This is a genomic window from Serratia sp. JUb9, assembly GCF_014298095.1.
Taxonomy (GTDB): Bacteria; Pseudomonadota; Gammaproteobacteria; order Enterobacterales; family Enterobacteriaceae; genus Serratia_B; species Serratia_B rhizosphaerae.
This window is the reverse complement of sequence record NZ_CP060416.1, coordinates 1,193,521-1,215,291: the sequence shown is the minus strand read 5'-3', so window position 1 is coordinate 1,215,291 and position 21,771 is coordinate 1,193,521. Positions and strand designations below refer to the sequence as shown.

Annotated in this window: 14 protein-coding genes, 2 tRNA genes and 3 rRNA genes; 11 read left to right on the top strand and 8 right to left on the bottom strand. The window is 57.0% G+C overall.

What is annotated here, in order from left to right; genetic code table 11:
* Positions 1-92 precede the first annotated feature (92 nt).
* The 4 genes from mprA (at position 93) to emrB (ending at position 4,912) form a co-directional block, all read left to right on the top strand.
* Positions 93-611, top strand: a complete 519-nt coding sequence (gene mprA, locus HF675_RS05735; protein WP_111736577.1) for a transcriptional repressor MprA — start codon at positions 93-95, stop codon at positions 609-611.
* Positions 612-641: 30 nt separating this feature from the next.
* Entirely contained in the window at positions 642-2,093 is a 1,452-nt protein-coding gene (locus HF675_RS05730; RefSeq protein WP_105232268.1) for an efflux transporter outer membrane subunit, read from the top strand.
* Between the two features lie 87 nt (positions 2,094-2,180).
* A complete protein-coding gene (emrA, locus tag HF675_RS05725) occupies positions 2,181-3,353 on the top strand; it encodes a multidrug efflux MFS transporter periplasmic adaptor subunit EmrA (protein WP_105232269.1) in 1,173 nt (390 codons plus the stop codon).
* A gap of 17 nt (positions 3,354-3,370) precedes the next feature.
* Positions 3,371-4,912 (top strand): multidrug efflux MFS transporter permease subunit EmrB, encoded by a 1,542-nt coding sequence (gene emrB / locus HF675_RS05720; protein WP_105232270.1) that lies wholly within the window; start codon positions 3,371-3,373, stop codon positions 4,910-4,912.
* A gap of 57 nt (positions 4,913-4,969) precedes the next feature.
* On the opposite strand, the gene HF675_RS05715 is transcribed toward emrB, so the two are convergent.
* Positions 4,970-6,022 carry a tRNA/rRNA methyltransferase gene (locus tag HF675_RS05715; protein WP_105232271.1) on the bottom strand — a complete coding sequence of 351 codons (1,053 nt, stop codon included), beginning with the start codon at positions 6,020-6,022 and terminating at the stop codon, positions 4,970-4,972.
* 205 nt (positions 6,023-6,227) lie between these two features.
* Between HF675_RS05715 and trxC the strand changes: the two genes are divergently transcribed.
* The 5 genes from trxC to HF675_RS05690 all read left to right on the top strand — a co-directional run bounded on the left by trxC (position 6,228) and on the right by HF675_RS05690 (position 12,074).
* Entirely contained in the window at positions 6,228-6,647 is a 420-nt protein-coding gene (gene trxC, locus HF675_RS05710; protein ID WP_111736575.1) for a thioredoxin TrxC, read from the top strand.
* A 119-nt stretch (positions 6,648-6,766) separates the two neighbouring features.
* The gene (locus HF675_RS05705) at positions 6,767-7,462 is read left to right on the top strand and encodes a tRNA-uridine aminocarboxypropyltransferase (RefSeq protein ID WP_187044227.1); all 696 of its coding nucleotides are present in this window, start codon (positions 6,767-6,769) and stop codon (positions 7,460-7,462) included.
* Positions 7,463-7,508: 46 nt separating this feature from the next.
* The gene (locus HF675_RS05700) at positions 7,509-10,160 is read left to right on the top strand and encodes a bifunctional acetate--CoA ligase family protein/GNAT family N-acetyltransferase (RefSeq protein WP_187044226.1); all 2,652 of its coding nucleotides are present in this window, start codon (positions 7,509-7,511) and stop codon (positions 10,158-10,160) included.
* Between the two features lie 152 nt (positions 10,161-10,312).
* Positions 10,313-11,668 (top strand): CDP-diacylglycerol--serine O-phosphatidyltransferase, encoded by a 1,356-nt coding sequence (gene pssA, locus HF675_RS05695; RefSeq protein ID WP_172606261.1) that lies wholly within the window; start codon positions 10,313-10,315, stop codon positions 11,666-11,668.
* Positions 11,669-11,744: 76 nt separating this feature from the next.
* Positions 11,745-12,074 carry a YfiM family lipoprotein gene (locus HF675_RS05690; RefSeq protein ID WP_187044225.1) on the top strand — a complete coding sequence of 110 codons (330 nt, stop codon included), beginning with the start codon at positions 11,745-11,747 and terminating at the stop codon, positions 12,072-12,074.
* Between the two features lies 1 nt (position 12,075).
* Here HF675_RS05690 and HF675_RS05685 read toward each other — a convergent pair whose 3' ends face one another.
* The 7 genes from HF675_RS05685 to gmhB form a co-directional block, all read right to left on the bottom strand.
* Positions 12,076-13,380 carry an MFS family transporter gene (locus tag HF675_RS05685; protein WP_105232277.1) on the bottom strand — a complete coding sequence of 435 codons (1,305 nt, stop codon included), beginning with the start codon at positions 13,378-13,380 and terminating at the stop codon, positions 12,076-12,078.
* Positions 13,381-13,619: 239 nt separating this feature from the next.
* A 5S ribosomal RNA gene (gene rrf / locus HF675_RS05680) occupies positions 13,620-13,735 on the bottom strand.
* A gap of 179 nt (positions 13,736-13,914) precedes the next feature.
* A 23S ribosomal RNA gene (locus tag HF675_RS05675) occupies positions 13,915-16,822 on the bottom strand.
* 207 nt (positions 16,823-17,029) lie between these two features.
* Positions 17,030-17,105 (bottom strand) — tRNA-Ala (locus tag HF675_RS05670).
* Positions 17,106-17,234: 129 nt separating this feature from the next.
* A tRNA-Ile gene (locus HF675_RS05665) sits at positions 17,235-17,311 on the bottom strand.
* 74 nt (positions 17,312-17,385) lie between these two features.
* Positions 17,386-18,926, bottom strand: a 16S ribosomal RNA gene (locus HF675_RS05660).
* Together the 16S, 23S and 5S rRNA genes with 2 tRNA genes alongside form the textbook arrangement of a ribosomal RNA operon.
* A gap of 389 nt (positions 18,927-19,315) precedes the next feature.
* Positions 19,316-19,879 (bottom strand): D-glycero-beta-D-manno-heptose 1,7-bisphosphate 7-phosphatase, encoded by a 564-nt coding sequence (gene gmhB, locus HF675_RS05655; protein WP_105232278.1) that lies wholly within the window; start codon positions 19,877-19,879, stop codon positions 19,316-19,318.
* Positions 19,880-20,064: 185 nt separating this feature from the next.
* Here gmhB and metN point away from each other — a divergent pair, with 185 nt between their 5' ends.
* Positions 20,065-21,096 carry a methionine ABC transporter ATP-binding protein MetN gene (metN, locus tag HF675_RS05650; RefSeq protein WP_105232279.1) on the top strand — a complete coding sequence of 344 codons (1,032 nt, stop codon included), beginning with the start codon at positions 20,065-20,067 and terminating at the stop codon, positions 21,094-21,096.
* Positions 21,089-21,742, top strand: coding sequence for a methionine ABC transporter permease MetI (locus HF675_RS05645; protein ID WP_015673531.1), 654 nt, complete (start codon positions 21,089-21,091; stop codon positions 21,740-21,742). Before metN ends, HF675_RS05645 begins: the two co-directional genes overlap by 8 nt.
* The last annotated feature ends 29 nt before the right edge of the window (positions 21,743-21,771 follow it).

The following is a 21,771-nucleotide window of genomic DNA, read 5'->3' as shown; positions in this document are numbered from 1 at the left end:
CACAAATTGTTAAATTATTCACCAAGCTGAAGATTTACATTATTAATCACTATCGTTACTATACCGAACGTAATCAATGAGGCCCCTAAATAATGGAAAACTCGTTTACCCCCATAGAAAATATGTTGAATTTCCGCGCCAAACGTCAGAAAGACTTCCCCTATCAGGAAATTCTGCTGACGCGGCTGTGCATGCATATGCAAAGCAAGTTGCTGGAAAATCGCAATAAAATGCTGAAGGCCCAAGGGATAAACGAGACATTGTTTATGGCGCTGATTACGCTGGATGCACAGGAAAACCACAGCATTCAGCCTTCGGAGCTCAGCTCCGCACTCGGCTCTTCGCGCACCAATGCGACACGCATCGCCGATGAGCTGGAAAAACGCGGGTGGATTGAACGTAAGGAAAGCGACAACGACCGCCGCTGTCTGCATCTGCATTTGACGCCAAAAGGCACCGAATTCCTGGCGCAACTGCTGCCGCCGCAGCACAAATGTCTGCATTTCCTTTGGTCCACACTCAATAACGATGAGCAACGCCAGCTGGAGCAGCTGACGCGCAAACTGCTGGCACGTCTGGATCAAATGGAAGTCTCAGAACAGTTATCCTAATTATTCATTTCTGTTCAGGTAACCAAATTTATGCGATCCCCATTTAACTGGAGACTCACCCCGCTGTTCGCCGTTTTACTGCTGGCCGGGTGTGCATCTACCGATAATATAGCCCCGCAGTCTACCCTGATGGATCCGCAAAACCTGCAGCTGGCGCAACCGAAGGTCAGTTCGCTGGCCATCAGCCCGCAGTGGTGGCGCGCCCTCAACGATCCGCAGCTCGATGGCCTGATGACTCAGGCGCTGCAAAACTCGCCGTCGCTGAAGCAGGCTGCCGCACGGGTGCGCGAAGCACGCAGCGTGATGGGTGAAGCCAGCGCCGCCAACGGCCCGAACCTGGATCTCAACGCCGGCACCACCCGCCAGCGTACCCCGCAAAACGTCAACTCCGGCCTCGGTTATCCCAACAAGCCAATTTACTCCAGCTCCAATTCGCTCGGCCTGAACCTGGCCTACGAATTTGACTGGTGGGGCAAATACCGCAACCAGGTCAACGCCGCCAAAGCGCAGGTTGACGCCGCGCGCGCCGAGCAGGAACAGGCGGCGCTGACGCTGACCAGCTCCGTAGCTTCGGCCTATTACCTGCTGCAGAACTATTATGCGCAGGAAAAACTGCTGCAGCAGGAAGTGACGAACAACGACCGCCTGACGCAGCTGCGCCAGCAGCAATATCAGGCCGGGATGACCGGCGTCGACGTACCGCAACAAACCAAAGCGCAGTCCGATGCGGCCAAGCAGCAAATTCTGCAGCTGCAGTCGCAAATTGAGCAGTTAAAACACCAGCTGGCAGCCCTAAGCGGCCAGGGTCCGAATGCGATGCAGCATTTGCGTCCGGTGAAACTGCCGGCCGACTCGCTGCTGGCGCCGAAAGGCGAGCTGACCGCCGACCTGCTGGGTAAACGCCCGGACATTGCGGCCCAGCGTCAGCTGGTGGAATCCTATAACCAGCGCGTCGCCGCGGCCCGTAAAGAGTTCTATCCGAGCCTGTCGATTTCCGCCTTCGCCGGTTTGACCACCACCAACGTCAACGGCACCAGCCCGAACCTGTTCGAAGCCGCCAGCCAGGCTTGGAATATCGCCCCGGCGATTTCGCTGCCGATCTTCCACGCCGGCGCGCTGCGCAGCAAGCTGGGTGAAGAGTCCGCCCTCTACGATCAGGCGGTAGAATCCTATAACCAGACTATCCTCAATGCGCTGCAGGAAACCGCTGACGCCATTACGGTTCAGCAAAGTACCGCCCAGCAGTTGCAGCAGGCCTCCTCGGCCTCGCAGTCTATGCAGCAAGTTTACCAGGTCGCCAATGCACGTTACCGGGCAGGGATTATCGGGCGTGACGATCTGTTATCCAGTCAGACGCAGCTGATCCAGCAGCAACTGACGGAATTAAGCGCCAGCAGCAATATGATGCAGGCGAAGATAGGACTGATCCGCGCGCTGGGCGGCGGCTATCAAGCCCCGTCGGCCACGGACGAAAAAGCATAATAACTCTATCCAAAATAATTAAAGCGGTATCACGGCGGCCGGCATGCGTCGTCGCCTGAACCGGCAAGGAAAAACGTGGAGAAAACCATGAGCACAAATGCGGAGACACAAACCCCGCAGCAACCGACAGGCAAAAAGAAACAGCGTAAATTTTGGCTGCTTCTGCTGACGGTGATTTTTATTGTTATTGGGGTGGCTTATTTAGTGTATTGGTTCCTGGTGCTGCGTCATCATCAGGAAACCGACGATGCCTACGTGGCGGGCAACCAGGTGCAGATTATGTCCCAGGTCGGCGGCAGCGTAACGCGCATCAATTTCGATAATACCGATTACGTCAAACAGGGCGATGTGCTGCTGACTCTCGACCCGACCGACGCCGAACAGGCGTTCGAACGGGCGAAAACCGGGCTGGCCAACAGCGTGCGTCAGACCCACCAGCTGATTATCAACAGTAAGCAGTATCAGGCCAATATCGCCCTGCGCAAATCTGACCTGAGCAAGGCGGAGAACGACCTCAAGCGTCGCGTGGTGCTGGGCAGCGTCGACGCCATCGGCCGTGAAGAGCTGCAACACGCGCGCGACGCCGTCACCAGCGCTAAAGCCGCGCTGGAAGTGGCCGTGCAGCAATACAACGCCAATCAGGCGATGGTGCTGAATACGCCGCTGGAACAGCAGCCGGCCGTGCAACAGGCTGCCGCACAGATGCGCGACGCCTGGCTGGCGCTGCAGCGCACCAAAGTGATCAGCCCGATCACCGGCTATGTCTCACGCCGCAGCGTACAGGTCGGCGCGCAGATCGCCGCCGGTTCGCCGCTGATGGCGGTAGTGCCGGCCGATCACGTGTGGGTTGACGCCAACTTTAAAGAAACGCAGATCGCCAATATGCGCATCGGCCAGCCGGCCACCGTGGTCAGCGATGTCTACGGCGACGACGTGGTGTATCACGGCAAAGTGGTCGGTATCGATATGGGCACCGGCAGCGCCTTCTCCCTGCTGCCGGCGCAGAACGCCACCGGCAACTGGATTAAAGTGGTGCAGCGCCTGCCGGTACGTATCGAGCTGGACGCCAAGCAGATTGCCGATCATCCGCTGCGCATCGGCCTGTCTACGCTGGTGAACGTCGATACCAGCGACCTCAACGGCCGCATGCTGGCCAACGTGGTCAACGACAAGCCGCGCTATCAGAGCGATGCGCTGACGCTGCAGCTGGCGCCGGTGAACCAGATGATCGCCGATGTTATTCATGCTAACGCCGGTTAAGCGAGCGGGAGGCTACCTTGGCAGCACAAAAACCGCTTGAGGGGGCCCAGCTTGCCTGGATGACGGTCGCGCTCGCCATGGCGACCTTTATGCAGGTGCTGGACTCCACCATTGCCAACGTTGCGATACCGACCATCGCCGGTAACCTCGGGTCATCCAACTCGCAGGGCACCTGGGTTATCACCTCGTTCGGGGTGGCGAACGCCATCTCCATCCCGATTACCGGCTGGCTGGCGAAGCGCTTCGGCGAAGTGCGGCTGTTCCTGTGGTCCACCGCGCTGTTCGCCATCGCTTCCTGGCTGTGTGGTATCTCCAACAGTCTGGGCATGCTGATCTTCTTCCGCGTGATCCAGGGGCTGGTGGCCGGCCCGCTGATCCCGCTGTCCCAAAGCCTGTTGCTGAATAACTATCCGCCGGCGAAGCGGGCCATGGCGCTGGCGCTCTGGTCGATGACGGTGATCGTCGCGCCGATTTTCGGCCCGATTCTCGGCGGCTATATCAGCGACAACTATCACTGGGGCTGGATCTTCTTCATCAACATCCCTATCGGGGCGTTTGTGATTTTCGCCGCCCTGGCGACGCTGCGCGGCCGTGAAACCAAAACCGAGATCAAACCGATAGACACTATCGGGCTGATTTTGCTGGTGGTGGGCATCGGTTCGCTGCAGGTGATGCTGGATCAGGGGAAAGAGCTGGACTGGTTCAACTCCACCGAAATCATCACCCTGACGGTGGTGGCGGTGGTGGCGCTGCTGTTCCTGGTGGTCTGGGAGCTGACGGACGATCACCCGGTGGTGGATCTGTCGCTGTTCAAGTCGCGTAACTTTACCATCGGCGTGCTGTGCATCAGCCTGGCCTATATGCTCTACTTCGGCGCCATCGTCCTGTTGCCGCAGCTGTTGCAGGAGGTGTACGGCTACACCGCGACCTGGGCCGGGCTGGCCTCGGCGCCGGTCGGCCTGATCCCGGTGCTGCTGTCGCCGCTCATCGGCAAATTCGGCCACCGGCTGGATATGCGCCGGCTGGTGACCTTCAGCTTTATTATGTATGCCGTGTGCTTCTACTGGCGCGCCTATACCTTTGAACCGGGTATGGACTTCGGCGCCTCCGCCTGGCCGCAGTTCGTCCAGGGCTTCGCCATCGCCTGCTTCTTTATGCCGCTGACGACGATTACCCTGTCCGGCCTGCCGCCGGAGCGTATGGCGGCGGCGTCGAGCCTGTCGAACTTCGTGCGTACTCTGGCCGGTTCAATCGGCACCTCGATCACCACCACGCTGTGGACGCAGCGCGAATCGCTGCACCATTCGCAGCTGACGGAGTTTGTGAACCCTTACAACCCGCAGTCGCAGGAGATGTACCACCAGCTTGAGCAGTTGGGAATGAGCCAACAGCAGGCTTCGGGGTATATCGCCCAGCAGATTACCGCTCAGGGGCTGATTATCTCGGCCAACGAAATCTTCTGGCTGTCGGCCGGGGTGTTCCTGATTCTGCTGGCGCTGGTGTGGTTCGCCAAACCACCGTTCAGTTCCAGCGGCGGGGGCGGCGACGGCGCCCACTGATCCATCCATAAAAAACGGGCGCCTCAGGCGCCCGTTTCTTTTATCGCAATCTGGCCATTACGCCTGATTCTGACGCCACCAGTCCGCCAGCAGAATGCCGGTCGCGACCGAGACGTTCAGACTCTCCACCTTGCCGGTGCCGCCGATGGAGACGTTCATGTCCCCCTGCTGCCAGGCGCCGTCGCTCAGGCCATCGCGTTCCTGACCCAGCACCAGCACCATTTTGGCCGGCAGTTTGGCCTGCGCCAACGCCACGCCTTTATGGCTGGAGGTGGTCACGATGGTGTAGCCCGCCTGGCGGAAGCTATCCAGCACCGACAGGAAGTCGTCGGCATTGATCGCCTTGATATGCTCCGCGCCGCCTTCTGCGGTACGTACCGCCGCGCCGGATTCCAGCAGCGCCGGATCCTGCAGCAGCACGCCGTTCACGCCGAAGTGGGCGCAGGAGCGCATGATCGCCCCCAGGTTGTGCGGGTTGCCCACCGCTTCCAGCGCCAGCACGCAGTCACTGGCCGGCGCCGTCTTCAGGTAAGTGGTCGCATCCAGTCCCTGGCGCTTTTTGATCAGGAAGCAGACGCCGCCGTGGTGCTCGGTGCCGGACGCTTTTGCCAGCTCTTCATCATCCACCACGTGGTAAGCCTTACGGTTAGCCGCCATCCAGCGCAGCGCCTCGCGGAAACGCGGCGTCACCGACTGCACGAACCAGGCGCGCACGATAGCGTCAGGACGGCTGGCGAACAGCGCCTGACAGGCATTCTCGCCATACACCCGCGTTTCTTCCGCGCGCTGGCGGCGCAGCTGTTCCGGATCGATAAAACTTTTGCCGCTGATGCCGCCGTGGTCGAACGCCGGCTCCGCATCCGGGCCGCGCGATACGGTTTTCCACGGCGAATCATTGCCGCCGCGTCCTTCCGTACGTGCCGGACGACGCCCGCCGCGGTCGCCGCCGCGCGCCTTATTATCCTGAGCGCCGCGACCGGAGCGCGACTTGTCCGCCGGACGGCCTTTGCCGGCCGGGCGTTTGTTGTTACGATCGTCGCCGCCGTCTTCGTCATTGCGGACGTACATCACTTTAACTTTGCCGTTTTTGCCACTAAATGAGTCGTTCATTGTCTTCTCCACCAACGCGCAGGCGCGAAGATTACCTGATGTCGGTCTGCTAAGCCACCAACTTGGACGAATAAGATCCCGGCTATTACATTCATTGAACAAACCTCTTTGTTCGATAACGCGCTTTTGCCGATAATAAACAGCATTAACGAAACATAGCCGCCACGCTTGCGCGCTATGTCAGCTACCCGTACCCGAGGTTCCCATGAATACAGTTTGCTCCGCTTGTAACGCCACCAACCGCGTCCCGCAAGACCGTCTGACTGACGGCGCCAAATGCGGCCGCTGCGGCCATGAATTATTCGATGGCGAGGTGATTAACGCCACCGCAGAGACCCTGGATAAATTACTGCAGGATGACCTGCCGGTAGTGGTTGACTTTTGGGCGCCGTGGTGCGGCCCCTGCCTCAACTTTGCGCCGATTTTCGAAGACGTTGCCGAAGAACGGGCCGGCAAGGTGCGCTTCGTCAAGGTCAACACCGAAGCTGAACCTGAACTCAGCGCGCGCTTCCGGATTCGCAGCATCCCGACCATCATGCTGTTCCGCGACGGGAAAATGGTGGATATGCTCAGCGGCGCGATGCCCAAAGCGCCGTTTGACAACTGGCTTGATGAATCAGTGTAACGCAAAACCCGCCGCCGCGCCGTCCGTGACGGACGGCGGCCCCCATCCCACCCTGATGTTTTCTGCGTTACAATAGCGGTTTTTACGCCGGAATAAGCGCCGGCCTGCCCAGGATCGCTATGACCGACAACGCCGTACTTCGCCTGCGCCAGCTTCGTCTGGATCGCGCCACCCGTCCTTTTCTGGCACGCGGCTGCCGCGTGGCGCGCTGCCAGGGCTGCCTGCTGCCGCAGAAAAACTGCCTGTGCGACACTATTACTCCTCAGTCCGCCGACAGCCGTTTCTGCCTGATCATGTTCGGCGCCGAACCGCTCAAGCCCAGCAACACCGGCCGGCTGATCGCCGATATTCTGCCGGACACCCAGGCATTTCTCTGGTCGCGCACCGAAGTCGATCCGGCGCTGCTGGCGGCGATTAACGATCCGCACCGTCAGCCGTACGTGGTATTCCCTGCCTCCTACGCCGATGCCGGACGGCCGGTCTACAGCCAACTGCCGGCGAGTGGCAAGCCGCCGCTGTTTATCATGCTCGACGGTACCTGGTCGGAAGCGCGCAAAATGTTCCGCAAAAGCCCCTACCTGAATCAGTTCCCGGTATTTTCACTGGACGTCGCCGCAGCGTCCGACTATCAGCTGCGTGAAGCCAGCCGCGCCGAACAGCACTGCACCGCCGAAGTCGCCGCCGCGCTGCTGCAACAGGCGGGTGACGACGCTGCCGCGCTCGGCCTGAGCCAGCACTTCAGCTATTTCCGCCAGCGCTATCTGGCCGGTAAACCTACGCGTCCAGCGGCGTCGATCACAGCAACATCGCCATAAAGCGCCTAAAATCAGGCGACAACGTTGCGGTTAAAGGAGTGAGGTTATGAGTCAGCGAGGCTTGGAAGCGCTATTACGTCCCAAATCTATCGCCGTGCTGGGGGCGTCGCAACGGCCGGGACGTTCGGGCCATCTGATGATGCACAACCTGCTCACCGGCGGTTTCAACGGCCCGATTCTGCCGGTCACGCCGCGCTATAAGGCGGTATGCGGCGTGATGGCCTATGCCGACGTCGCCAGCCTGCCGATCGCCCCCGACCTGGCAATCATCTGCACTCACGACTCACGCAATCTGCCGCTGCTTGGCGCATTGGGCGAACGCGGCTGCAAAGCCGTGATTATTCTCTCCGCCCAGCCGGAGCAGTTCGCCGAGCTGAAAGCCTGCGCCCAGCGTTACGCCATACGCCTGCTGGGGCCGAATAGTCTCGGCCTGCTGGCGCCGTGGCAAGGCATCAACGCCAGTTTCTCACCGGTGCCGATACTGCCGGGCCGGCTGGCGTTTATTTCACAATCCGCCGCCGTCGCCAATACCATTCTCGACTGGGCGCAGCAGCGCGAGGTCGGCTTTTCCTATTTTGTCGCATTAGGCGACAGCCAGGATATCGACGTCGATGATCTACTGGACTTTCTGGCGCGCGACGCGAAAACCAGCGCCATCCTGCTGTATCTGGAAAATATTCACGATGCGCGCCGTTTCCTGTCAGCCTCGCGCAGCGCCTCCCGCAATAAGCCGATTCTGGTGGTAAAAAGCGGTCGCAGCCAGCAGGCCCAGCGTCTGCTGAACGGCCAGCAGGGGCTGGACGCCGCCTATGATGCCGCCATCCAGCGCGCCGGCCTGCTGCGCGTGCAGGATACCCACGAGCTGTTCTCGGCGGTGGAGACCCTCAGCCATATGCACCCTCTGCGCGGCGAGCGTCTGATGATTATCAGCAACGGCGCCGCGCCGGCGGCGATGGCGCTCGACCAGTTGCTGGCGCGCAACGGCAAACCGGCCATGCTGAGCGAAGAGACGCAGCAGCAACTCAGCGCGGCGCTGCCGGGTTTTATCCCGCTGAACAACCCGCTCGACCTGCATGATGACGCCACGCCGGAACGTTATCTGGCAGCGCTGCAGGTGCTGCTGGACAGCAACGATTACGACGCGCTGCTGCTGATTCATGCCCCCAGCGCCGCCGCGCCCGGCACCGTAACCGCGGAGAAACTGGTCGCGGCAATTCGCCAGCACCCGCGCGGCAAGCGCATCACGCTGCTGACCAACTGGTGCGGCGAATACTCCTCGCAGGAAGCCCGCAGGCTGTTCACCGACGCCGGGATACCCACCTACCGTACGCCGGAAGGCGCCGTGACCGCTTTTATGCATATGGTGGAGTACCGCCGCAATCAGAAACAGCTGAAGGAGACGCCGGCCCTGCCGGTCGGACTGACCGCCAATACCGCCGCCGCTCATCAGCTGATTCATCAGGCGCTGGCCGAAGGCGCCAGTCAACTGGATACCCATGAGGTGCAGCCGATCCTGCAGGCCTACGGCCTCAGCACGCTGCCGACCTGGATTGCTGGCGACAGCGCCGAAGCGGTGCATATCGCCGAGCAGATCGGTTATCCGGTGGCGCTGAAGCTGCGCTCGCCGGATATTCCGCATAAGTCCGAGGTTCAGGGGGTGATGCTCTATCTACGCACCGCCACCGAGGTGCAGCGCGCCGCCGATGCGATTCTCGATCGCGTCAAGCGTACCTATCCGCAGGCGCGCATCCACGGCCTGCTGGTGCAGAGCATGGCGAACCGCGCCGGCGCGCAGGAACTGCGGATCGCCGTTGAGCAGGATCCGATCTTCGGCCCGCTGATTATGCTGGGCGAAGGCGGCGTGGAGTGGCGGCAGGAACATCAGGCCGCCGTCGCCCTGCCGCCGCTCAATATGGCGCTGGCGCGCTATCTGGTGCTGCAGGCGGTGAAAGGCGGCAAGATTCGCGGCCGCAGTGCCCTGCGCCCGCTGGATATTCCCGGCCTTAGCCGGCTGCTGGTGCAGGTCTCCAACCTGATCCTCGACTGCCCGGAGATCGCCCGGCTGGATATTCATCCGGTGCTGGCGACCGGCAGCGAATTCACGCTGCTGGACGTATCAATGCAGCTGGCGCCGTTCAGCGGCGATCCGCAGGCGCGGCTGGCCATTCGCCCCTACCCGCAGGAGCTGGAAGAGACCATCACGCTGAAGAACGGTGCTCACTGTCTGTTCCGGCCGATCCTGCCGGAAGATGAGCCGGCGCTGAAGCACTTTATCGACCGCGTGACCAAAGAAGACCTTTATTACCGATATTTCAGCGAGATCAATGAGTTTAGTCATGATGACTTAGCGAATATGACGCAAATCGACTACGATCGTGAAATGGCATTTGTCGCGGTCGCCGAGGATCAGCAGATTATCGGCGTGACGCGCGCACTGTCCGACCCGGACAATACCGACGCCGAGTTCGCCGTCCTGGTACGTTCCGATCTGAAAGGATTAGGCCTGGGTCGTCAACTGCTGGAAAAGATGATTGGCTATGCGCGCAGCCGCGGTCTGCTGCGTCTGAGCGGCATCACCATGCCGAATAACCGCGGTATGGTGACATTGGCAGAGAAACTGGGTTTTATGGTGGACGTACAGCTGGAAGACGGTATCGTCAATCTGACGCTGCCGCTGAAGTCCGGAAAAGCGGGGTGAGCTATGTCGCAACGCGTTACAAATCCACCATTTAATGCCAAAACATACGCACAATCGGGGCAACTAATGGTATTATCGACCACTTGTTCGATTTTATGTTGTCTGCATGTGGCGTTCCGGCCATCTAATCATGAGAGAAGAAGCGCACTGTGATGTTGTCAAAATTTAAACGTAGCAAACATCAACAACACCTTGCACAACTGCCAAAAATTCCCCAGTCGGTAGCTGATGTTCGTACGCTGTACACGCCGTCGGATTACCGCACCGCCTTACTTGACGCCATTGCCAACGCCACTCAGCGCATCTATCTGGTCGCCCTGTATCTTGAGCACGATGACGCCGGCCGCGATATTCTCAACGCGCTGTATCAGGCAAAGCAGCAGCGCCCTGAGCTGGAAATTTGCGTGTTGGTGGACTGGCATCGCGCACAGCGCGGCCGTATCGGCGCCGCCGCAGCCAATACCAACGCCGACTGGTACTGCGCCATGGCGCAGCAGCACCCGGATCTTAGCGTACCGGTGTACGGCGTGCCGGTGAATACCCGTGAAGCGCTGGGCGTACTGCACCTCAAAGGCTTTATCGTTGACGATACCGTGATCTACAGCGGCGCCAGCATCAACGATGTCTATCTGCATCAGCACGATAAATACCGTTACGATCGTTACCAGCTGCTTGGCAACGGCTCGTTGGCCAGCGCGATGGTCGACTATATCAGGCAGCATCTGCTGACCGCCGGCGCCGTGCAACGCCTGGACCGCTGCGATCGCCCCAAAAGCCCGGAAATCAAAAACGAAACGCGGCAGTTTCGTCTTGCCCTGCGCCACGCCGGCTACCAGTACAGTGGTAGCGCAGGCAACGACGAGCTGGCGGTGACGCCGTTGGTCGGGCTGGGCAAACAAAGCGTGCTGAACAAGACCATCCATCACCTGATGGCCAGCACCGACCAAAAGCTGACGCTGTGCACCCCCTACTTCAACCTGCCGGCGCTGCTGGTGCGCAATATTATTTATCTGCTGCGCCAGGGCAAACAGGTGGAAATTATCGTCGGTGACAAAACGGCTAACGATTTCTATATTCCGCAGGATCAACCGTTCAAAATCATCGGCGCGCTGCCGTACCTGTATGAAATCAACCTGCGCCGCTTCGTTACCCGCCTGCAACGCTATGTCGATACCGGCCAGCTGATCGTCCGCCTGTGGAAGGACGGTGACAACAGTTACCACCTGAAAGGCATGTGGGTCGATGATGAATGGCAGCTGCTCACCGGCAATAACCTCAACCCGCGCGCCTGGCGGCTGGATTTGGAGAACGCCATCCTGATCCACGATCCTAACCAGGAAATGCGTGAACAGCGCGCCCAGGAACTGGAATGTATCCGCACCCACACCACCGTGGTCGGCCACTACCAGGAACTGGAAAGCATTCAGCAATACCCGGTAAAAGTACGCAAGCTGATCCGCCGATTACGACGCATCCGCATCGACCGGTTGATTAGCCGTATACTCTGATTCCGCTATAATTGATTCTCCAGACCCCGGCACGCGCCGGGGTTTTTGTACGCCATGACAACAGGACGTTTTCATTATGCGTGTATTGCATCTCTGCCTGCTGATCCCACTGTTATTCACCGGCGGCTGCAGCCATCTGGCCAACGACAGCTGGACCGGTAAAGACAAAGCCCAGCATTTTATCGGCTCTGCGGCGCTGGCCGCCGCCGGTAGCGCCTACGGCGACCATCAGAATTGGAGCGAGCCTCACAGCCGCACTTTCGGCCTGATGTTCGCCATCAGCGTCGGCGCCGCCAAAGAGCTGTATGACAGCCGCGAAGGCGGCACCGGCTGGAGCTGGAAGGATTTTGCCTGGGATGTTGCCGGGGCGGCGGCGGGCTATAGCCTGTACCACGCCGCCCGCTGACTTACAGCTGAATCTCCTTCCCTTTGCGATGCAGCTTCAGCGAAACCAGCAGCGCCAGCAGGCTCATGCCGGACACATACCAGAAGAAGACATTCTCGATGCCGAATGACTTCAGCGACAGGGCGACGTATTCCGCCGAGCCGCCGAACATCGCATTGGCAACGGCATAAGACAGCCCCACGCCCAGCGCCCGCACCTCAGGCGGAAACATTTCCGCCTTCAGCAGGCCGCTGATCGAGGTATAAAAACTGATGATAATCAACGCCACAACAATCAAGCCAAAAGCGGCATAAGGACTGGAGACGCTTTTCAGAGTAAACAGAATCGGCACCGTTAACAGCGTCGCCAGCGTGGAGAAGATCAGCATGGAGTTACGACGGCCGATCTTATCCGACAGTGCTCCGGCTACCGGCTGCAGCAGCATAAAGACGAACAGCGCCGCCGTCATGATGCCGCTGGCCAGCCTGGCGTCCATACCGGCGGTATTGACCAGATATTTCTGCATATAGGTGGTAAAGGTATAAAACGTCAGCGAGCCTGCCGCAGTAAAACCCAGCACCATCAAGAATGCTTTGCGGTTTTTCCACAGCCCCCTCAGCGAACCGGCATCCTGATGATTACGGGTTGAGGCGTCAGACGTTTCGTTCAACGAGCGGCGCAAATAGAGCGCTACAACCGCCAGTACCGCCCCCAACGCAAACGGAATGCGCCAGCCCCAGGCCACTAACTCAGCATGAGACAGGATCTGCTGCAGCACCACCAGAACCAGCAATGCCAACAGCTGGCCACCGATCAGCGTGACATACTGGAAAGAAGCGTAAAAGCCGCGCTTGCCTTTCACCGCCACTTCACTCATATAGGTCGCGCTGGTGCCGTATTCACCACCGACCGACAGCCCCTGGAACAGGCGCGCAACCAGCAGCAGCACTGGCGCCCAGTTGCCGATCGACGCGTAGGTGGGCAGACAGGCGATCACCAGCGATCCCGCGCACATCATACAGACCGAGATCAGCATGGAGTTTTTACGGCCATGCTTATCGGCGATATAGCCAAACAGCCAACCGCCGATCGGCCGCATAAAGAAGCCGGCGGCGAAAATGCCGGCAGTTTGCAGCAGTTGGGTGGTACTGTTGCCTGCCGGAAAAAAAGCGGCGGCAAAATAGATCGAGCAGAAGGAATAAACGTAGAAATCAAACCACTCCACCAGGTTGCCCGATGAAGCGCCAACAATGGCAAAGATTCGCTTTTTTTTATCTTGTGCCTCTAACGTAGCGGCATCCCCGAGCGGTGAGGTTGTTTCAGTCATTATCTATTCTCCAAGCCAGTGTTTTGGCACCCTGCAGGTTTATTGTTGCTTTGTTGTTTACAACAAATTAACAACTTAATGAGTAGCAGGCGAAGAATATTGTCGTGATTTTTGTGATACGGATTAAACAGTAGGATGAAAGTCACGCACTGTTACAGTGCGCCCGTATAAAACGATCCTAACGGCCAAAAACGCAAAAAGCCTCATGCTTTCGCATGAGGCTTCTTACTTTGTTTGATGCCTGGCAGTGTCCTACTCTCGCATGGGGAGACCCCACACTACCATCGGCGCTACGGCGTTTCACTTCTGAGTTCGGCATGGGGTCAGGTGGGACCACCGCGCTATTGCCGCCAGGCAAATTCTGTTTCAATCAACCCGCAACGCTTCCACGTCGCCAGTCAATCCAATCTCGGAACTTCGCTGAAAATTATTCGTATCATCCTGATACTCACCCCTTCGGGGCCAACGCTCCGCGTTGTTCAAAATCGTTCCCGACGATTTTGTCATCCGTCTCTAAAACACCTTCGGTGTTGTAAGGTTAAGCCTCACGGTTCATTAGTACTGGTTAGCTCAATGCATCGCTGCACTTACACACCCAGCCTATCAACGTCTTAGTCTTAAACGTTCCTTCAGGGGCCTTAAAGGCCCAGGGAAGACTCATCTTGAGGCAAGTTTCGCGCTTAGATGCTTTCAGCGCTTATCTTTTCCGCACTTAGCTACCGGGCAATGCCATTGGCATGACAACCCGAACACCAGTGGTGCGTTCACTCCGGTCCTCTCGTACTAGGAGCAACCCCTCTCAATCTTCCAACGCCCACGGCAGATAGGGACCGAACTGTCTCACGACGTTCTAAACCCAGCTCGCGTACCACTTTAAATGGCGAACAGCCATACCCTTGGGACCTACTTCAGCCCCAGGATGTGATGAGCCGACATCGAGGTGCCAAACACCGCCGTCGATATGAACTCTTGGGCGGTATCAGCCTGTTATCCCCGGAGTACCTTTTATCCGTTGAGCGATGGCCCTTCCATTCAGAACCACCGGATCACTAAGACCTGCTTTCGCACCTGCTCGAGCCGTCACTCTCGCAGTCAAGCTAGCTTATGCCTTTGCACTAACCTCACGATGTCCGACCGTGATTAGCTAACCTTCGTGCTCCTCCGTTACTCTTTGGGAGGAGACCGCCCCAGTCAAACTACCCACCAGACACTGTCCTCACCCCCGATTAGGGGGCCGAGTTAGAACATCAAACATTAAAGGGTGGTATTTCAAGGTTGGCTCCATGCAGACTGGCGTCCACACTTCAAAGCCTCCCACCTATCCTACACATCAAGGCTCAATGTTCAGTGTCAAGCTATAGTAAAGGTTCACGGGGTCTTTCCGTCTTGCCGCGGGTACACTGCATCTTCACAGCGAGTTCAATTTCACTGAGTCTCGGGTGGAGACAGCCTGGCCATCATTACGCCATTCGTGCAGGTCGGAACTTACCCGACAAGGAATTTCGCTACCTTAGGACCGTTATAGTTACGGCCGCCGTTTACCGGGGCTTCGATCAAGAGCTTCTGGTTACCCATAACCCCATCAATTAACCTTCCGGCACCGGGCAGGCGTCACACCGTATACGTCCACTTTCGTGTTTGCACAGTGCTGTGTTTTTATTAAACAGTTGCAGCCAGCTGGTATCTGCGACTGGCTTCAGCTCCATCCGCAAGGGACTTCACCTACGCGCCAGCGTGCCTTCTCCCGAAGTTACGGCACCATTTTGCCTAGTTCCTTCACCCGAGTTCTCTCAAGCGCCTGGGTATTCTCTACCTGACCACCTGTGTCGGTTTGGGGTACGATTTCGTGTTACCTGGAGCTTAGAGGCTTTTCCTGGAAGCTTGGCATCAACTACTTCTGCACCGTAGTGCATCGTCATCACGCCTCAGGGTTAACAAGTAACCGGATTTACCAGGTCACTCCCCCTACACGCTTAAACCGAGACAACCGTCGCTCGGCTAGCCTAGCCTTCTCCGTCCCCCCTTCGCAGTAACACCAAGTACAGGAATATTAACCTGTTTCCCATCGACTACGCTTTTCAGCCTCGCCTTAGGGGTCGACTCACCCTGCCCCGATTAACGTTGGACAGGAACCCTTGGTCTTCCGGCGTGCGGGTTTTTCACCCGCATTATCGTTACTTATGTCAGCATTCGCACTTCTGATACCTCCAGCATGCCTCGCAGCACACCTTCAACGGCTTACAGAACGCTCCCCTACCCAACAACGCATAAGCGTCGCTGCCGCAGCTTCGGTGCATGGTTTAGCCCCGTTACATCTTCCGCGCAGGCCGACTCGACCAGTGAGCTATTACGCTTTCTTTAAATGATGGCTGCTTCTAAGCCAACATCCTGGCTGTCTGTGCCTTCCCACATCGTTTCCCACTTAACCATGACTTTGGGACCTTAGCTGGCGGTCTGGGTTGTTTCCCTCTTCACGACGGACGTTAGCACCCGCCGTGTGTCTCCCGTGATAACATTCTTCGGTATTCGGAGTTTGCATCGGTTTGGTAAGCCGGGATGGCCCCCTAGCCGAAACAGTGCTCTACCCCCGAAGATGAGTTCACGAGGCGCTACCTAAATAGCTTTCGGGGAGAACCAGCTATCTCCCGGTTTGATTGGCCTTTCACCCCCAGCCACAAGTCATCCGCTAATTTTTCAACATTAGTCGGTTCGGTCCTCCAGTTAGTGTTACCCAACCTTCAACCTGCCCATGGCTAGATCACCGGGTTTCGGGTCTATACCTTGCAACTAGACGCCCAGTTAAGACTCGGTTTCCCTACGGCTCCCCTATTCGGTTAACCTTGCTACAAAATATAAGTCGCTGACCCATTATACAAAAGGTACGCAGTCACACCACGAAGGTGCTCCCACTGCTTGTACGTACACGGTTTCAGGTTCTATTTCACTCCCCTCGCCGGGGTTCTTTTCGCCTTTCCCTCACGGTACTGGTTCACTATCGGTCAGTCAGGAGTATTTAGCCTTGGAGGATGGTCCCCCCATATTCAGACAGGATAACACGTGTCCCGCCCTACTCATCGAACTCACGACCTGTGCATCTTCGTGTACGGGACTATCACCCTTTACTGTGCGACTTTCCAGACGCTTCCACTGACACACAAGCCGATTCAGGTTCTGGGCTCTTCCCCGTTCGCTCGCCGCTACTGGGGGAATCTCGGTTGATTTCTTTTCCTCGGGGTACTTAGATGTTTCAGTTCCCCCGGTTCGCCTCATGCCACTATGTATTCATGACATGATAGTGTGTCGAAACACACTGGGTTTCCCCATTCGGGTATCGTCGGTTATAACGGTTCATATCACCTTACCGACGCTTTTCGCAGATTAGCACGCCCTTCATCGCCTCTGACTGCCTAGGCATCCACCGTGTACGCTTAGTCACTTAACCTCACAACCCGAAGGTGTCTTTCGACATCGTCGCGTTGCTACATTTGAGAGACTCTATGACAGGTTACTCCTCATCCCGAACGTCTACGGGGGACAAGTTTCAGCTGCCATGTTTCAATTTTCAGCTTGTTCCAGATTGTTAAAGAGCAAAATACTTCGCAGCATACTGTTGCCAATATACTCTGAAGTATTGATTTTCGGACTTATATGGTGGAGCTAAGCGGGATCGAACCGCTGACCTCCTGCGTGCAAGGCAGGCGCTCTCCCAGCTGAGCTATAGCCCCATATAATCGCGTGCAATACCTTTGTTATTACCAACTCGTAAAGAGTTAATTCTTTCTTAGGCAAGGCATGCAACCGGGAAGTTTACTTTGGTAAACGACCGAGAGCATAACGCAGCATAAGGAAGAATTTGGTAGGCCTGAGTGGACTTGAACCACCGACCTCACCCTTATCAGGGGTGCGCTCTAACCACCTGAGCTACAAGCCTATAAAGGTATTTCTGCTCGTTACTTTTTCATCAGACAATCTGTGTGGACACTGCACAGTCAGGATATCTTTAGGTAAGGAGGTGATCCAACCGCAGGTTCCCCTACGGTTACCTTGTTACGACTTCACCCCAGTCATGAATCACAAAGTGGTAAGCGCCCTCCCGAAGGTTAAGCTACCTACTTCTTTTGCAACCCACTCCCATGGTGTGACGGGCGGTGTGTACAAGGCCCGGGAACGTATTCACCGTAGCATTCTGATCTACGATTACTAGCGATTCCGACTTCATGGAGTCGAGTTGCAGACTCCAATCCGGACTACGACGTACTTTATGAGGTCCGCTTGCCTTCGCAGGTTCGCTTCTCTTTGTATACGCCATTGTAGCACGTGTGTAGCCCTACTCGTAAGGGCCATGATGACTTGACGTCATCCCCACCTTCCTCCAGTTTATCACTGGCAGTCTCCTTTGAGTTCCCGGCCGAACCGCTGGCAACAAAGGATAAGGGTTGCGCTCGTTGCGGGACTTAACCCAACATTTCACAACACGAGCTGACGACAGCCATGCAGCACCTGTCTCAGAGTTCCCGAAGGCACCAAAGCATCTCTGCTAAGTTCTCTGGATGTCAAGAGTAGGTAAGGTTCTTCGCGTTGCATCGAATTAAACCACATGCTCCACCGCTTGTGCGGGCCCCCGTCAATTCATTTGAGTTTTAACCTTGCGGCCGTACTCCCCAGGCGGTCGATTTAACGCGTTAGCTCCGGAAGCCACGCCTCAAGGGCACAACCTCCAAATCGACATCGTTTACGGCGTGGACTACCAGGGTATCTAATCCTGTTTGCTCCCCACGCTTTCGCACCTGAGCGTCAGTCTTCGTCCAGGGGGCCGCCTTCGCCACCGGTATTCCTCCAGATCTCTACGCATTTCACCGCTACACCTGGAATTCTACCCCCCTCTACGAGACTCTAGTCTGCCAGTTTCAAATGCAGTTCCCAAGTTAAGCTCGGGGATTTCACATCTGACTTAACAAACCGCCTGCGTGCGCTTTACGCCCAGTAATTCCGATTAACGCTTGCACCCTCCGTATTACCGCGGCTGCTGGCACGGAGTTAGCCGGTGCTTCTTCTGCGAGTAACGTCAATGTAATGCCGTATTAAGACACTACCCTTCCTCCTCGCTGAAAGTGCTTTACAACCCGAAGGCCTTCTTCACACACGCGGCATGGCTGCATCAGGCTTGCGCCCATTGTGCAATATTCCCCACTGCTGCCTCCCGTAGGAGTCTGGACCGTGTCTCAGTTCCAGTGTGGCTGGTCATCCTCTCAGACCAGCTAGGGATCGTCGCCTAGGTGAGCCATTACCCCACCTACTAGCTAATCCCATCTGGGCACATCCGATGGTGTGAGGCCCGAAGGTCCCCCACTTTGGTCCGAAGACGTTATGCGGTATTAGCCACCGTTTCCAGTGGTTATCCCCTCCATCGGGCAGTTTCCCAGACATTACTCACCCGTCCGCCGCTCGCCGGCAAAGTAGCAAGCTACTTTCCGCTGCCGCTCGACTTGCATGTGTTAGGCCTGCCGCCAGCGTTCAATCTGAGCCATGATCAAACTCTTCAATTAAAAGCTTGATTCGCTAAGTTAATAGCTGTTGCTCAAAGATTTACTGCATGAATTTTACTTCAGTTAGTCACTCTTCAAGACTTGATATTTTTTTGCATCCGAAGATGCTGGATATCGTCTTGTGAGTGCCCACACAGATTGTCTGATAAATTGTTAAAGAGCGTGAGTTACGCGCTTTCGCTTGCTAACTCGAGGTGGCGTATATTACGCTTTCCTCTTTCAGAGTCAATTCATTTTTTCAGAATTTTTTCTCTGTCGACCCCGGATACTCTGTGATGTTGTTCACATGTTCCGTGTCGATGGAGGCGCATTATAGGGAGGCGATTCAGAATAACAAGGATTAATATTCACTTTTTTCTCAACCGCTCACTATTACGCCACAACGTCGATTAAACCCGCTGTTTTATCGCCTGCGGCAGCTCAGCCAGACTATTTAACACCCAATCGGCCTGTTGCTCCCCTTCTGCCGTTACCGCTTTGCCGGTACGCACCAGAACTTTCATGCCGACACCCGCAGCGGCGGCGGCCTGCATATCTTCCGGTTTATCGCCCACCATATAAGAAGCGGCCATATCAATATTCAGTTCCTGCTGCGCCTGCAGCAGCATGCCCGGCTGTGGTTTGCGGCAGTCGCACACCTGACGCAGCTCTTCTACCGTTCCTTCCGGGTGATGCGGGCAGAAATAGATGCCGTCGAAGTCGACGCCGCGGTCAGCCAGCGACCAGTCCATCCATTCGGTGAGATACATAAACTGCTCTTCGCTGAACATCCCGCGCGCAATGCCCGACTGATTGGTTACCAGCACCAACGCAAAGCCCATGTTTTTTAATTCACGGCATGCATCGATCACACCATCAATAAATTGGAAGTCATCGATTTCATGGACATAGCCATGGTCGACATTGATCGTGCCGTCACGATCTAAAAAAATAGCTGGAACGCTTTGTGTCACCGGTTTGCTCCTGAGGGCCTGAAAACGCGGACAGTATCGCATGTTTTACCCCATACTGAGAACGGTAGCGAAAGCTCCCCCGTTGACTTAGACGTCTAGACGCCTTAACATCTGACCATGCCTTGGTTCCACGCCAAGGTTTACTTTTATCTAGCCACGGGCAACCACGCTAAAATAAGAAGAATATGATTAAACTCTCTAACATTACCAAAGTGTTCCAGCAGGGCTCGCGTACCATTAACGCGCTCTCAGACGTGACTCTCCACGTCCCTGCCGGGCAAATTTATGGCGTTATCGGTTCATCCGGGGCCGGTAAGAGTACGCTTATCCGCTGCGCCAATATGCTTGAGCGCCCGACATCAGGCCAGGTTCTGGTGGACGGCCAGGATCTGACCGCCCTGTCAGAAAGCGAACTGACGCGCGCGCGCCGCCAAATCGGCATGATTTTCCAACACTTCAACTTACTGTCGTCCCGTACCGTCTTTGGCAACGTTGCGCTGCCGCTGGAACTGGACAACACCCCGCGCGCCGACATCAAAAAGCGCGTCGGCGAACTGCTGGAGCTGGTCGGCCTGGCCGATAAGCACGACGCCTACCCGGCCAACCTGTCCGGCGGGCAAAAGCAGCGCGTGGCGATCGCGCGCGCGCTGGCCAGCCAGCCTAAAGTACTGCTGTGCGACGAAGCCACCAGCGCCCTGGACCCGGCCACCACCCGTTCGATTCTGGAACTGCTGAAAGACATTAACCGTCGCCTGGGGCTGACCATCCTGCTTATCACCCACGAAATGGACGTGGTAAAACGCATCTGCGATCAGGTCGCCGTTATCAGCCAGGGTCAGCTGATTGAAAAAGACAGCGTCAGCGAAGTGTTCTCGCACCCGAAAACGCCGCTGGCGCAGCAGTTTATTCAGTCCACGCTGCATCTGGATATTCCTGACGATTATGCCGAGCGCCTGAGTCCGGAACGCAGCGGCGACCGTCAACCCCTGCTGCGCCTGGAGTTCACCGGCCAGTCGGTGGATGCGCCGCTGCTGTCCGAAGCAGCTCGCCGCTTCAACGTCAACAACAATATTATCAGCGCGCAGATGGATTATGCGGGCGGAGTGAAATTCGGTGTGATGCTGGCAGAGCTGCACGGCAGCGATGAAGACGCACTGGCGACGATTAAATTCCTGCAAGAAAATCAGGTAAAAGTAGAGGTTCTGGGTTATGTCTGAGGCAATGATGTGGTTAATGGCGCGTGGCGTGTGGGAAACCGTCATGATGACCTTTGTCTCCGGCTTCTTCGGGTTTATCATCGGCCTGCCCGTCGGCGTGCTGCTGTATGTCACCCGTCCGGGACAGATTATCGCCAACCCGGCGCTGTATAAAGTGCTGTCCGCACTGGTGAATATTTTCCGTTCCATTCCATTTATTATTTTGCTGGTCTGGATGATTCCCTTCACGCGCATGATCGTCGGCACCTCCATCGGCCTGCAGGCGGCGATCGTGCCGCTGACCGTCGGCGCAGCGCCGTTTATCGCCCGTATGGTGGAGAACGCCCTGCTGGAGATCCCGTCCGGTCTGGTGGAGGCCGCGCGCGCCATGGGCGCCACGCCGCTGCAGATCATCAAAAAAGTTCTGCTGCCGGAAGCGCTTCCGGGTCTGGTTAACGCCGCCACCATCACGCTGATCACTCTGGTGGGCTATTCCGCCATGGGCGGTGCCGTCGGCGCCGGCGGCCTGGGGCAGATTGGTTATCAGTATGGTTATATCGGATATAACGCCACGGTGATGAATACCGTATTAGTATTACTGGTGATCCTGGTGTATCTGATCCAGTTCTGCGGCGATCGGATTGTCAAAGCCGTCACCCATAAATAAGTTTCACAGCAACGCGCACAGCATCTTTG